The organism is Mesorhizobium sp. WSM2240, from assembly GCF_040438645.1.
Lineage (GTDB): Bacteria > Pseudomonadota > Alphaproteobacteria > Rhizobiales > Rhizobiaceae > Allomesorhizobium.
The window spans coordinates 602189-615709 of sequence record NZ_CP159256.1 but is presented as its reverse complement, the minus strand read 5'-3'; the positions used below and the strand labels follow the sequence as shown (position 1 = coordinate 615709).

At 57.4% G+C, this 13521-nt stretch carries 9 protein-coding genes and 1 pseudogene; 3 read left to right on the top strand and 7 right to left on the bottom strand.

The window, feature by feature from the left end; translation table 11 throughout:
- Positions 1-101: 101 nt before the first annotated feature.
- From ABVK50_RS32585 to ABVK50_RS32555, 7 genes and pseudogenes are all read right to left on the bottom strand, one after another.
- Positions 102-1068, bottom strand: a pseudogene (locus tag ABVK50_RS32585) (IS481 family transposase); the annotation flags it as partial.
- 875 nt (positions 1069-1943) lie between these two features.
- The gene (locus ABVK50_RS32580; RefSeq protein WP_353646438.1) at positions 1944-2942 is read right to left on the bottom strand and encodes a glycosyltransferase family A protein; all 999 of its coding nucleotides are present in this window, start codon (positions 2940-2942) and stop codon (positions 1944-1946) included.
- Positions 2943-3486: 544 nt separating this feature from the next.
- Positions 3487-4590, bottom strand: coding sequence for a glycosyltransferase (locus tag ABVK50_RS32575; protein ID WP_353646437.1), 1104 nt, complete (start codon positions 4588-4590; stop codon positions 3487-3489).
- A gap of 34 nt (positions 4591-4624) precedes the next feature.
- A complete protein-coding gene (locus ABVK50_RS32570; RefSeq protein ID WP_353646436.1) occupies positions 4625-5608 on the bottom strand; it encodes a glycosyltransferase family 2 protein in 984 nt (327 codons plus the stop codon).
- Complete coding sequence (locus ABVK50_RS32565) at positions 5605-6885, bottom strand: O-antigen ligase family protein (protein WP_353646435.1); 1281 nt, start codon at positions 6883-6885, stop codon at positions 5605-5607. The genes ABVK50_RS32570 and ABVK50_RS32565 overlap by 4 nt, the downstream gene beginning before the upstream one ends.
- Positions 6886-7125: 240 nt before the next feature.
- On the bottom strand, positions 7126-7806 hold the full coding sequence (locus ABVK50_RS32560) for a methyltransferase domain-containing protein (protein WP_353646434.1): 681 nt from the start codon (positions 7804-7806) through the stop codon (positions 7126-7128).
- A gap of 106 nt (positions 7807-7912) precedes the next feature.
- Positions 7913-9973, bottom strand: a complete 2061-nt coding sequence (locus tag ABVK50_RS32555; protein ID WP_353646433.1) for a hypothetical protein — start codon at positions 9971-9973, stop codon at positions 7913-7915.
- A gap of 685 nt (positions 9974-10658) precedes the next feature.
- Between ABVK50_RS32555 and ABVK50_RS32550 the strand changes: the two genes are divergently transcribed.
- The 3 genes from ABVK50_RS32550 to ABVK50_RS32540 all read left to right on the top strand — a co-directional run bounded on the left by ABVK50_RS32550 (position 10659) and on the right by ABVK50_RS32540 (position 13070).
- A complete protein-coding gene (locus ABVK50_RS32550) occupies positions 10659-11450 on the top strand; it encodes a hypothetical protein (protein ID WP_353646432.1) in 792 nt (263 codons plus the stop codon).
- Between the two features lie 66 nt (positions 11451-11516).
- Complete coding sequence (locus tag ABVK50_RS32545) at positions 11517-12197, top strand: hypothetical protein (RefSeq protein WP_353646431.1); 681 nt, start codon at positions 11517-11519, stop codon at positions 12195-12197.
- 63 nt (positions 12198-12260) lie between these two features.
- Entirely contained in the window at positions 12261-13070 is an 810-nt protein-coding gene (locus tag ABVK50_RS32540) for a sulfotransferase family 2 domain-containing protein (RefSeq protein WP_353646430.1), read from the top strand.
- Positions 13071-13521: the final 451 nt, after the last annotated feature.

Below are 13521 nucleotides of genomic sequence, written 5' to 3'. Positions count from 1 at the left end.
ACGGCACGACAAATCGAGAGCGCGGCAGCCACTGCCGCGAGTGACAAGTTTTCCTCTATCCGCTTTCGCACCGCCTGACCTAGATGTTTAGTCCCGGCATTATGGGTTGGATCAGATGTGAAGCGACTGGGCTGTTGCGTCCAGATTTTGCAGACGTATTCGTAGGGGGTAAGGCCCTTTAGGGTCTTCGGTCTCCGGCCGAAATTGTATGCTGAGACGAAGTCGGCGAGATGCTGGCGGAGTTGGTCATGGGTTTCGTAGTAGAAGCGCCTGACCGTCGCGTCTTTGATCGTTCGGTTCATGCGTTCGACCTGGCCATTGGTCCAGGGGTGTTTTGGCTTGGTCGTCCGGTGATCGATATCAGCCCTTGCACATGCGTGCTCGAAGGCGTGCGCCCAGATGATCTCTCCCGCGGCCATGGCTTCCTTGATCAACGGGACGGCCGAGCCCCCGGCGCCAGGTGTCGTGAATTGGATGCCGTTGTCGGTGAGCACTGTGTGGACCTTGTAGGGGACTGCCTCGAGAAGGTGACGCAGAAAGTCGGCCGAGATCGCTGTCGTGGCTCTCTCGTGCAATTCGACGAAGGCGAACTTCGATGTTCGGTCGATGGCGACGAACATGTGGAGCTTGCCCTGCTCGGTCCGGACCTCGGCGATATCGATGTGGAAGTAGCCGATCGGATAGGCCTTGAACTTCTTCTTCGCCGGCTTGTCGCCCTCGACGTCCGGAAGCCGGCCGATGCCGTGACGCTGTAGGCAGCGATGAAGCGACGAGCGCGTCAGATGCGGGATCGTCGGCTGCAGCGCATAGAGGCAATCGTCGAGCGGCAGCAGCGTATAGCGCCGGAAAGCGACGATGACAGCCTCCTCCTCAGGAGAGAGCACAGTCGACCTCGGTTCTCTGGGACCTGTCGGAAGATCGGCGACCGAGGCTCGCTTGCGCCTTGGCGACTGTCTTCTGATTGATACCGTAGCGTTTGGCGAGCGCCCTCAAGCTCTCTTGACTATGTTGTATCGCTCGACGGATCGCCTCTGTCGTCGTGGCGCTCCTGTGAAGAACTTGGCCCATAGCGCATCCTTTGATTCGGACGACAAGAATGCGCCATCAAAGCCTGGGATCAAACATCTAGACGTCGCGACAGATGCAGGTGGACCTCGCCCAATGTGGCTGGTGCTTGCCCAATTCGGGATCGAGATCGAGATCGACGGTGACGATAGCTGCGTTCGGGTAAAGAATACCCGCCAATCTAGTGCGATCACGGGCCAATTTTCCAAAATCCGCCCAGTTCCATCGATTCCTGTGGGAGCAACGCGATGAATGGCTCGCATCTTTTGACGGCAAAACAGACCGTCGGTCAGGCCGTTGGGAAAAGGGTTTCGGGAAAGAAACTGACCAAGCGGCGACTTGCGGAGGAACGATCGTATTTGCCCGCGAGGCCATAGATTCTACCCATAATTGCGTGTTGCAGTAATTCGCGGACAGCGGTTCCGCTAAATCCCGGATAGTTTTTCGGGAGCGGATTTGGCGGTCGGTTCTCGGCTGCGCCGTTCTAGCAGTTTGGCCTCTCACGATGACATTGAGCCGGGCCATGCTGAGACGGAAGCAAGCGAGACGATTCCGCAACGCTGAACCGAAAGTCTGGACCGCGCAGCCTGCCGGCCGCGCGCGCGAGGGGCTTTAGTTGATAGAAGAACCACCAGCGAACCATGGCGCGTTGTCCTGCGCGGAGCTCTTCGTCACTCCGACGACTTTTCATAAACAGGATGAGCCCGGCGCCCTTCCAGAACCGCCGCAGCCAACCCGAGCCCACGACCGTTGGTCCGCCCCATGCCGGTGCAGCTGCCGGGCGGAACAGCCGCCGCAATCCGCCGAAGAGGCGCGCGCTCATCTTAACCAGAAAATCTCTTCATAAAGAGGCGGAAACTCGGCGTTTCGTTTCCGTTTTACTCGAACTTTGATCCAGCGAAAATCTCTCCATAAAGAGGCCGGACCTCCTCGTTTCGCATCCGTTTTACTCGAACTTTGATCCAGCGAGGAACCAACCCACGGCAGTAGACGTCGACCGTGTGAGGCAGACGCGAAATCGCCGTGCGCGGATCCAGGAAGAAGAGCTTCTTCGACAGGTACCAGGCTGCGGAAGGCCGCCCGCCAACCAAAGCTCTCACGGCAAGCGTATTGATCATGTCAAGCAGATGGGCATCGAGATCGCTTCCGAATTGCGGATATTTTTCGCGAAACTCGGCAAGGACAATTTCATACGAACGAAACATCTGCATGACATTGCTCGACATGCTCCCGATCGTCCTTCGGTAACCCACAAGGTGTTGGGGCACGACACGAAACTCGTAATTCTCCGCTATTCTGAGGCACAATAGGAAGTCCTCGCAGCCTTCTGCGTCCCTGGCCCTCAAGGACGGATCGAATTGTCCCGCCCGCTCGAATGCGGAGTGACGCACAAGCATCGAACTTCCGTTACCGACAAAATTGTTTCTGCACATGCGTTGGAGCACGCGACCTTCGGCATCGGGCTGGTTGAATGAAAATATCCGACCGTCCTCATCGATATCCGCAAACCAGCAATATGCCAGGCCTGCTAACGAGCCACCTTCCTTCAGGACACGCAGTTGCAGCGCGATTTTGGAGGAGGCCCAAAGATCATCCGCGTCAACAAACGCCAGAAACGCTGCGTCGGTGGAAGCGGCACCGCTGTTGCGGGCATGCGCAACACCCGCGTTTGACTGCCTGAGAAGGCGTATACGCCGATCTTGCTCGGCGTAGGCGGCCACGATTGATACGGACCGGTCCGTCGACCCATCATCCACCACAATAATGTCCAGTGCCTGATGGCTCTGCCGACAGATGCTGGTCAGCGTCGCACCAATGGTTCGCTCGGCATTGAACATCGGCACCACGACGCCTACCGTGACTTTGTCCTGGGTCATTGGAGCCCTCGTTTTCTCCGAGCTGGAAAAACAAGTGATGCAATCATGAAAAACGTACTGCTCCTCAACGATCGGGGCTGAGGCAGATCAGGTCGGTCCTTCCTGTGGGCCGGGCCTGACGAGGTGACGGATTGCGCTCGCGACGAAACACCGTCGAATCCGAAAAGCAGGTACAAGGATCAGTCGCATTTCATACTGTGCTCCATGGCAATCCGAAGGTCAATCCGCAGCCGGAGAGCTATTGGGGAAGCGTGAATCCATCGGCCCAGAATCCTGCTACGACGAAGGAAAATCCGCCCGCCTGGATCTGTGAGGGCAAAAGCCGAATAGCTGAGCTACTCGACCACCATCGCTATAACGCGATAGGCGATGTTGCGATGTTGCCGCTGGTAGCAGGAACAGACCGGCTGTCATTCTGCGCGGACTCAAGCGCGTTCAGCTGCCCAGAACGGCATTTTTGGGTGCAGGCAGTTTCCTTCGAGACGCCGAGCTGTCAGAATTAAGATCGGCCCGGCGATCTTGGTCGCCAGCCCCTTGCCGATCCTTACATTCCGCCCCCCAACACCACTGTCGCGCGGGCACGCAGAGCATCCTGCGAATAGGCCTGGAGCATGTCCTGTCGTGCCTGTCTTCCGATCTTCTTGCGGAGCGTTTCATCGGCCGCGAGCGCTAATGCTTGCGTCACCACCATCTCCGCGGAGGGCACAGTAAGCTTCAGCATGTTCTCCCCATCCTTGCCGTAATCCCGGATACCGCCGATGTCGGTCGCGATCACCGGAAGGCCGGCAAGCATCGCCTCCGCGACGACGATGCAGAACCCTTCCGTATCGGACAGATTGATGAACATGTCACGATCACAAGCCAACTCGAACCAGCGTGCGACATATCCATGGAAATGCACGCGATCTCGAATGCCGAGCTCATCCGCCTTGCGAGAAAGGGCCTGCCGTTCCGGCCCCTCGCCATAAAGATCGAGGCTTGCCGAAACACCCCGGTCTTGGAGCATTCGGATGGCCTCAATCAGGCGGTCAAAATTCTTTCGCGCCATAAGGCGTCCGGCTCCAGCAAGGCGCAAGGGTGTGTTGAGCGAGTAATCGCGCTTATGGGAGGAAGCCTCATCGGCAAGAAACAGAGGCACCACATACGACTGGCGCCTGCGGGGCAGGAAGTATGCTTGCGTCTCCCGCAGCGTATTTTCGCAATCAGCCCAGATTTCGTCGACACGCCAGGACAGTGCCTTGAGCACAGGGCCATAAACGCCTTCGGCACGCCGGGAGCGGTAACGGGCGATGTGCTCGAATGAAACGCAGCGAAGCCGAGGAGCGAACATCGCAGCGAATCGTCCTAGGAGATTGGCCTGCTTGAGCGACAACGCAACCATATCCGGCCGCCACTCCCGGATAAGGCGCAACATCACAAAGAACGTGCTCACGAAGGTGCGCAAGGAAGGCTCTTCGCGCTGCGACGTCAGAATAAGATTGTGCTCTCCGATGTTTGCGGCGATTTCATCGGCAAGAGCTCCGCGACCACGGCAACAGGCGAGAATCTTCAGCTCATGCCCGCTGAAAAATCCTGCTTGCAGCAACGTCAGCAGCCCGTGCTCGGCACCACCGGGATCGAAGCCGTTGATGAAGTAAAGAATTCGCATGTGATACGGAAGCGTTCCCGATGACCTTGTGCCTCTAGCGTTGAGCGCCCCGATATTCGTCAATGCCGCTCCCTTTGCGCAGGGCGCGGTAGAACAACAGCTTGGCTGCGCGGCGCACCTGCGGCTCCACGCCCCTCGGCAGGACGCAAAGAAGGATGTAAACATAGACGCGCCAGGACAATGGATCGTGCCGCATTGCGCGAACTAGAAGGCGCGCTCCGCGTTGCTTTTCGCCTTGAGCCACGCAATCATTGCCGGCTTTCGCGTAAAAACGCGCGTTGCGCCGGCGCGCGAGGTGCGCAAGCTCCGGCCATCGCATGACGCATTCTCGCGTGACGCGTTCGGCTGTCGGCAGAAGCGCGTCGAGTCTGCGGGTTGCGTTCGAGCCATGGCGCCGTTTGTAGACGAGTGCTCCGGCAACATGTTGAAATGTCCAGCGCTCGGCTATGCGCAAACAAAACTCTGTATCCTCTCCAACCCTGAACGTCTCGTTGAATAATCCGACATTTTCGACAATCTCCCGCCGCATAATAATGTTGGAAGGAACAATCGGCCCATCACGCAGAAAATATGTCGGCAACGTGTCGCTTTGGTCCGCGTGATAGCGGCGTACCGGGACGTGTTGTGCATCGGAAAGATCCGGAGCAGAAAAATCGACAAAATCACCATAGACAAGGCCCGCCTTGCAGCCATTGCCGAAGACGGCCAATTGACGCTCAAGCTTGTCCTCGGCCCAGAAGTCATCACCGTCAAGGATTGCAATAAAATCGCCAGTAGAATGTCTGATGGCAAGGTTCCTCGCCGATGGAAGGCCGATACCGGCCGCCGTCAGGACATGTATGCGCGGCTCCCTGCGAGCCAGCGCGGCGATGACTTCCGCCGAGCCGTCGGTCGAGGCGTCATTCACAATGATGATCTCTTTGATGCGGCTCGACGCGGTCTGATTGATCACGCTTTCCACCGCCTGCACAATGAAGCGTTCCTCATTGTGGCATGTCAGGATAACCGAAACACTCATCTCGTGCTTCCTTGCAAAGGACGCCCGAGCAATCGAGAATGCCTCATAGTTTTGGGGTGGCTCCTCCGCGCCCTGTGCAATGATAGCCAAAGCCCGTGCCGCGTCAATTCCGGCAGGAGCGAGACAACGATCAGCGTGACGAAAGCTCGTGTGCCGGAGGCTTCTGTTCCAACGTAAAAGGCGCAGGGAATAAGGAGCACGAGGGGCAGAAGCCGTGCCTGGGCCGCTCCGATCAATCCGTGGAAAAGTGCCCAGCTTAGAGCGCGGCTTAACCGAAACCATGCGGCGAGCCAAATGAAAATATAGAGGCTGAGCCCAATGATGCCGTTCTCGGTGAGGATGCGTTGAAACTCGCCATGTATCCCCAGCCGCAGCTCTTCAGGAAGATTGCTGAACTCCGTATCGATAATATTCTTGAACTGGTTCGTGCCGATACCTACCAGAGGATGCTCCGCAAAAAGCTTCCTCGACAGGTCGAAGGCAAAGGCGCGCTGAACATTGCTCGGCGTGTCGCCCTGAGCATACTCGCCTGTTACCAGCAGGTGGTTATACTGCCCCATGCTCGCAGGATTTAGCAGCGTCTGCAGCTGGCGCGCGAGATACGGATTGTCCACGACGCTCGATAAGGCAAGCAGTGCGAGCAATCCTGCGCCTACGGCCGGCACGGTCGTGGCGAGTCGACCGCGCATGAGAAGGGCGGCCGTCAGGAAGATATAGATCAAGAGTGCCTTGCGCTCTCCCGAAAGCAGAAGCAGGGGAAACAAGCCAGACCAGGCAAGCCAAAGGATACGGCGCTCCGTCCTTCCGGCAAAGACGAGCAGGCCCGCAAGCATAACCGGCAAGAAAGTAAAGACCAACTTCGGATCGACCAATTGTTTCCATCCAACCCAATCGCCATTGGCCAGATGCCAGGCGATGATATAAACTAGGATCAGCCCCATGCCGAAGAACAGGACGCGGGCCGCCTTTGCGATACTTATACGTCCGGCTTCCTGTGCCAAAGCAAAGGCGAGCGCTGTTACGGCCGAGATTTGCAGCAGCTCGCGCAGGCCGTTCTGCGCGCCATTCGAAAAGGCCGATGCCACATGCCAGCAGAAGAACGGCAGGAGCAGCAAGAAGCCCGCGGGAAGCGACACATGCCGCCAGCGTCCCGTCAGGAAGCCGGCAATCATCACGAGCAGCGTGAGCATCTCGAAGGGACGCAGTAGGACAAGTTCCGTCTTGAGCCTTATCGGCACAAACAAGCTCAGGATCGCGAATGTCAGAAGGTAACGCATGAGCGCCCCGCACGACGTTACTTTCCTCTAGCACGTTGCCGGGATTGAGCATAGGTACCGTACCCGGCAGGAAGCGTTACGAGGAGAGCCTTGCCCAGATTGTGATGGTTGCATGTCCGGCGCTGACATCAAGGGGAAATCGGCCGCTGCAGGACTCAACGGGCAGAAGGCCTTTGAAATCAGCAAGGGACAACGTCCGTGGCGGTTGTTCAATCTCACCTCAGATGCGATCGCTCGTACTCATCGCCGGAAGCACATAAAAGCCTGAGAGTTTAGGACCGGGCTCAAGCCCGGAAATGGAGAATATCCGATCGAGATCGGGGCGAAGCGGCGGGCGAGCCTCTGGCGTAGTACCCTGTAGTCAAACCCCTTGTGATCGAGATAGGCGCCGGACTTGCTCCGTGGGACCTGTTGCCAGAGAATCGCCGCACGGAATAGCTCCCAGGCGCTGTATCGCCATCGCGACTTGTTTATGAAAACGGCGTTGGGGTACTTGAGCAGGAGAATAGGCCCAACCATGATGGGCACGGAGATGATCAGAACTCCGCCAGCCCGAAGAGAGCGCTCACAGAACGAGATGAACTCCTCTAATACGTGGTCGTCGACATGCTCGAGGGTTTCAAAGGCCAGCACCGCGTCTAGTACCTCATCAGGTATCTCTCCCAGGCTCCCTACCGGCGTGAACGATGGGGCTGTTGGCGTCACATAGGGATCATAGCCGTAAAGCGGTCCTGACCAGCCCCTGCCGGCCAGCGTGTTAAGAAAGTCGCCCGTGTTGGATCCGAAGTCGAGGATAGCGCTGCTGGGAGAGAGATGTTGCTTCACAAGTCGGATACCCCTTTCATGCCGGCTTCTCTGCGCAAGCCGTGCAGCCGGGTTGGGGCTATTCACCGTCAAGCGGTCATAGACGGACGGACTCATATGTTTCTCCCGGGCCGAAAAGGAACTAAGAGGAGACCCTGCCGCCTGTCCTTTTTGCTCGGGCAGATGATGCCATATTTAAGCCGCGAAAGCTCATTTTGCACGATTACCTCTCTACGACGTCCGCTTCGGCGGTCCAGGCTTCCGGCTGATCAAGCAAAGAGAGCGCACGCACTTGGCACCGGATCCTGTGCCCAGCATCCCTTGCATTGATCTTGTATGTTGCAGCAGTCTCGCCGACAATGGGAACTCCGTCACGATACCAAAAGTACTCCAGATGCGAGGCTGGCACATTCGGCTGTACGCTCAGCGTGCTTCCGATTGAGGCAGAGCTGGAAAGCTCTGGCAATCGCGCGAAGCCCGCAGGCACCTCCGCAAGATCCGACTCCTTCTGGCGGACCCGAATATAGTCTATGGCCATGTCGTAAGTTTCGGATGGATCCGGCAAGACTCCGCCCTTGCCGGATCGAAAGCCCAAATCGACCATGATGTATTTTTGCGCGGCAAGCTCCGGCGTCGTCGGGCAACGCGCCACTTCATAGCCATCAATCACGAAGTAGGTGAAATTATCTTCGATCTGGGCGTACCACGTATGAAACTCGCCGTCATATATGTCTATCGCGTTGGGAAAGCCGTTTGATTGGTTGATCGGGTAGCCGGCGATCTTCCTGCGCACGTCAGCGGCGGCGATTTGGGGATCCACATAGGCAAGCGCCGGCTTATGTACGTGCTGGCTGATATTGATCCACGTTCCGTCCTCCGCCCCGTATTCCCAAAAGTCAGTTTCCAGACGATTCCGCGTCCGCCAAAACAGGTGCTCCTTGCCATAGGCCCAGAAGGCAGGAAAGAAGCCCGGGCGCGGCGCGGAAAGCTTCGGGAACTTGGCGCGGATCTCGAATATTCCTTTTCCCCACCACCGACCTTGGCCGTTGTTGTTGACCGAAGAAAACGCTCCGGTCTTCCAAACCTTGTTGTGGACGAGACGGAGCGACAGCGTGTGGCTCTCGGCATCGTGAATGTATGAAGACGGCGTCCCGGAAATCCGCTGTGCCTTCGCATCCCCGCCGATATTGGTGAGGTGCGTCGGCGCGAACCAGCCGCTGCTCTGTGCGCCTGTCAGATCGTCGACAATGGTGTTGGTCTCGAAATCGTCGAAGAACACCGTCGTATAGCCGCTGATATTGGGCGCCGCCTGACCTCGATGGGCTTGGTTCGTCCTTGTATCAACCGCCGCCCAACTTGCCCAGCCCTGCGAATCGAAGGCATACCGCGCGGGATTGTCGCTGGCATCCACCGCCAAAGGCGGGCTCTTTTTATAGGGATGATTGTCGGGCAGGTCGGCTTGCCGGCCGGCGCGCCACATGGCCCAACCCACGAGCTTCTCGATCTGCGCATCATTGAGTTCGCTTTGCCCAATGATGACGCAATCGATCGCGACATCGACCCTCATCGGCTTGTTCACATCGCCCATGAAGCTCTGCGATTTCATCAGGTTGGGTTTCAATGCATGAATCGCTTGGCCGGCCGTTCTAACCCCATTCACCACGGCCTGCGTCACCATCCCGCGGCGGTACCCGACCATGACATTCCAGTCCCCAAAATCCGTCGAGCACCTCCCTTCCTCGCTCTTAGTTTTGCCGTCATTGAGTTGCGAGACGAACATGGCGGACGAGGGCCTGAAAGAGATACGCGGCTGGCGATGCACCGAGCCACCCTCCGTGCCGTTGACGCAAAGAACGGAAACGTTATCCGCACCGGTGTTGTTCACAGAATCGCACCGCGCGATCACGAGCCACCACCGGTGGAGATAGGGGGCATCCTTATCGACAGGCCAGGTCAACGCCTGTTTCGTACCCTTCTTGAAGAGGACGCCGCCGTCATTCGGAAGCTTTATTGGGCGCAGGGAGGGCTCGGCTTGAACCGCAGCCACCGGCTTCACGCCGCCGGATTGCCACGAGGAGATTTCGCCTTCGCCCAGATCCTCCTGATACCAAGATTTGACAATCATTTCCGCTAACAGACCAGGATGCCAGGAGTGAGCTTCCGGGAGCGAGCCTTGCGCCGGGCCGGCGGCCCGAGCATCCCGTCCTGAGCGACCGGAGGCCGTCAGCAAAAGGGCGGCGCATGCGGCCCGTGCCAAATCCCGGCGAGAAATGCGGTTGGTCATTATCGAGTGCCCTGCTTATCTCACGTGGCGCGATAATCGCTGGCTCGAGCTAAGGCTGCACAAGGAGGCCCCTTACGGATTTTTAACTCCTCCTCGCAAAAGCAATTCTCCCGCGAGAACGGTCAAGCTCAAGGGGGATAACATCACATTTTAGTTTGGCTTTTCAATGACGCCCCGCGGCGCGCGGAAGGGCAGCAGAATCCTTGGAAACGAGTGGTCCGCGAGCATCTAGTACTAAAGAGCCGTCATCCTCATTCGTTTGGTCGAGGGCGCTCGAACATACTAGTCAAGATGATGCTGCCTCTTGATCGGAAGGAGCGCGCCGGAACCAATTTGGGTGAGGTTCGTCTCCCGCGAGTTCAATGTGATGAGCCCAGTCCGTCCTAGTACCTACTGTCAAAAAAGCTGATCGGATTTCCCAGGCGTTTGGTTCAGCGATTTTTGATTCAGGTACGAGTAGTGCTTGCGGTGCTGTCTGCCAGGCGGCGATGTAGCCGGCGTGCTCCGGACTTTACGACGCGAGGGTGAGGAAATACTATGGCCCAATACGCTCAGTCAGTCCTATAGCGGGCTGAACCGTGAATCCTTGGACCCGAGAATGGATCGAGCCATTGTCATAAACTCCTTTGGCCGCGGTGGGTCGAATATTCTGGCGAACATGATCGGCTCTTCGCCCGGCGTCGTCATGACCGTCGATGAGTTTTGGCAATTCTACTACAACGGCTCGAATATTCCTCCAAAGGTCTATCGCCGTCTGGGAGTCCGCGCGGGCAAGCTGGCGTCGAGGTCAGTGTTCTGCGCGAAGCGATTTCAGAAGCGCCTGGAAAGAAGCATCCAAGTGTCGATCGCCGCTGACTACCAGCTGTGGAAGGAAAGGCGGCTCGATCTCGCGCTCGCGCGCCACGTCCTCTTCAAGGCGACCGAGTACGACATCTTCCTGAACTCTGAGATCGAGAAGCAGTTCGAAGAGACGATCTTCATCGGGCTGGTGAGGAACGGCTACGGCCTTTGCGATTCTTGGAAGCGCCGAGGGGTCCCGGCCAGGATGGCGGGACGGGTCTACAGCCACATTGCCGGCAAGATGCTTGCCGAACAGGCTGCCAGAAACAACTACCTGCTTGTCAGGTTCGAGGATATGGTTGCCAATCCTCTCCGCTTTTTGGATCACCTGTACGGGCGACTGGCGCTGCCGCGGCCGCGGGAGGGCGCCTATATTCACAACCCAAAGGGCTATGGGCCAGGCCAGGAGGCCGCCGCATCTGCAAGTCGCACCATGCGCATAGTGGACAAAAGCTATTGGACGTCACTCCTGGCCAAGAACATCAACGCTGCTGCGATCGAGCGACTGACGAGCGAGGACCTGAAGGACTTCAACAGGTACGCCTCCGGCGTTATGGAGACCATGTACGAGGTTCGGTGGAGCAGCCTGACCCCTGAACTCGCAGAGGGTGGGGCGACCGAACGAGGCGAACGGTGATAACGATGCGAGCCTTTGGCGACCGGCCCTCGCACACTGCAACTAGCGTATGGGGAATGCTCGCCGATGCGTCCGAATGAAGCCAAGCACGTTCAGACGCTTCTGGGTTCGCTTCCGAGCGAAGCAATGAATCCCTGCCTGAATATCGGCTCCTCAACCGCCCACTTCCGGACGGTGGAACAGCCCCACGTCGACCTGCACGTGTTTCGGCCGCTTCGCGAGCGCGGGGTACGCATCCTCAATATTGACATGAAGGAAGACGAAGGAGTCGACTTGGTTGGAGATGTGCTGGATCTGGCTTTCCAGGAGCAACTGAGGGCGCTCCATCCCAGGCTCGTCATGTGCAGCAACCTACTCGAGCATCTGATTGATCCGGGCGCATTTGCCGATGCCTGCGCCAGGATCGTGGAGCCTGAGGGTTTCCTGCTGGTCACCGGTCCGTACAGCTATCCCTATCACCTTGACCCCATTGATACGCTCTACCGGCCAGCCCCCGATGAAATCCGTCGCCTGTTTCCTGATTTCACCTGCCTGCAAGAGGCCGTCGTTTCGGACAGCACCTATCTGGACGATCTTCGGAACCAGAATACATCACGAGAGTTGATCCGGCTGCTAACACGGCATGTTCTAAGTTTTCCGTATCTTCTTCTTGCTGACTTTGAGCGTTTCAAGGCTCGCTATCATAGATACTTCTGGCTTTTTCGACCCTATTCGTCGACCGTGGTGCTACTCCGGCGACCAGTTTAAGGTTGATCAGTAGGTAATTGGATTATCTCCTAGAAGGCTCTTCGATCTAAAGGACAACGGTCCATGTTCAATAAACAACGCGCTGAACCTGGGATGACTATATCCGCAAAGTACTCTCACGAGAATCCCCTACGGAAGAGCGTTTATCTCACGCGCAATTCAGATCCCTGGCGAACCAGAGCGCAACTCGCTTACATTGCAGCAAGACGAGTATTGTTTTCACTACAGAACCGACCTTCGCCCACTCTCGAAACAGACGTACTCACTTCTCTTCGCCATGAGGCAATCATCGTAACAATCCCCAAATCCGGCAGCAGATCGCTTTTGGCAGCGTTTCTCGACCGTTGGTCCGACCAGGAAGGCGTGTGGTCTGAGACAACTTCACTCCAGGCTCTCTTGCGGAAGGACCTGAACAGAAGAGAATATCGGGTACTGGCAGTCGTTCGAAATCCCTGGGACCGGGTCTACAGCTGCTATCGGGATAAGATTGTACGACTGGACCGGGGACGTCGCCGGGCGCACTTAATCGCACGTTACGAAGGCCTGCGTCCATTCATGCCTTTCGATGCCTTTGTTAGCTGGCTCGGCTCCGAAGAGGGAACGGATGAACGCGCCGACCGCCATTGGGCTTCTCAGAGTGCTTTCTTGCGCGTAGAAAACGAGTACAGATGTGACCACGTCTTCAAACTTGAGCAGATTTCAGACGAGGTCGATCGACTGCGTGACATCCTCGGTGAACCAGATTTCCAGATCCCGCGAACGAACATATTCGGGAACACTCTTGCTCGTCACGACGTGTACAATAGCTACACGCGGGCAATAGTCGAGAAGCGATACGCGGAAGACATAGACCGCTTCAGATATGCCTTCTAACTTGGCTTTTCCTGTAACACAGGATTGGAAAAGACCCGCAACGCTTTAGACAGAACGCTAGATCGTGTGGACAAATGGGATTGAGCGAAGCCGCTGACGCGGATCTGGTGCGCTGGTTTTGCGGGTGAGGCTTCCGTTTTGGAGGATTGCGCTGTTGAAGTGTTGATGCGCAATCTCGAAAACAGGAGAATGAGATGGCCGACTTGAGCGCGCATAATCGCGTAATCGAGGACATGACGATCCGCAATATGTCGCCGGCGGTCACGCAGCGATCCTACGTGCATGCGGTGGCGAAGTTTCCCGCCACTTTGCCCGCTCTCCGGACCGCCGGACCGGCCCGGTTTGGAGGAAGTTCGCCCCCTTCGGGTGCATCTTGTCATCGCGGCTGGAGGTCGTTGAGACCGGGCGGCGGTGCGGCGGTCGCCAGTGGTCGATTGAAGAGGAGCTGCAG

Excerpts from the sequence above, each read along its gene's own strand:
- ABVK50_RS32580 (WP_353646438.1), bottom strand. The coding sequence starts at position 2,942 with ATGACCCAGGACAAAGTCACGGTAGGCGTCGTGGTGCCGATGTTCAAT.
- ABVK50_RS32575 (WP_353646437.1), bottom strand. The coding sequence starts at position 4,590 with ATGCGAATTCTTTACTTCATCAACGGCTTCGATCCCGGTGGTGCCGAG.
- ABVK50_RS32570 (WP_353646436.1), bottom strand. The coding sequence starts at position 5,608 with ATGAGTGTTTCGGTTATCCTGACATGCCACAATGAGGAACGCTTCATT.
- ABVK50_RS32565 (WP_353646435.1), bottom strand. The coding sequence starts at position 6,885 with ATGCGTTACCTTCTGACATTCGCGATCCTGAGCTTGTTTGTGCCGATA.
- ABVK50_RS32560 (WP_353646434.1), bottom strand. The coding sequence starts at position 7,806 with ATGAGTCCGTCCGTCTATGACCGCTTGACGGTGAATAGCCCCAACCCG.
- ABVK50_RS32555 (WP_353646433.1), bottom strand. The coding sequence starts at position 9,973 with ATGACCAACCGCATTTCTCGCCGGGATTTGGCACGGGCCGCATGCGCC.
- ABVK50_RS32550 (WP_353646432.1), top strand. The coding sequence starts at position 10,659 with ATGACCGTCGATGAGTTTTGGCAATTCTACTACAACGGCTCGAATATT.
- ABVK50_RS32545 (WP_353646431.1), top strand. The coding sequence starts at position 11,517 with ATGCGTCCGAATGAAGCCAAGCACGTTCAGACGCTTCTGGGTTCGCTT.
- ABVK50_RS32540 (WP_353646430.1), top strand. The coding sequence starts at position 12,261 with ATGTTCAATAAACAACGCGCTGAACCTGGGATGACTATATCCGCAAAG.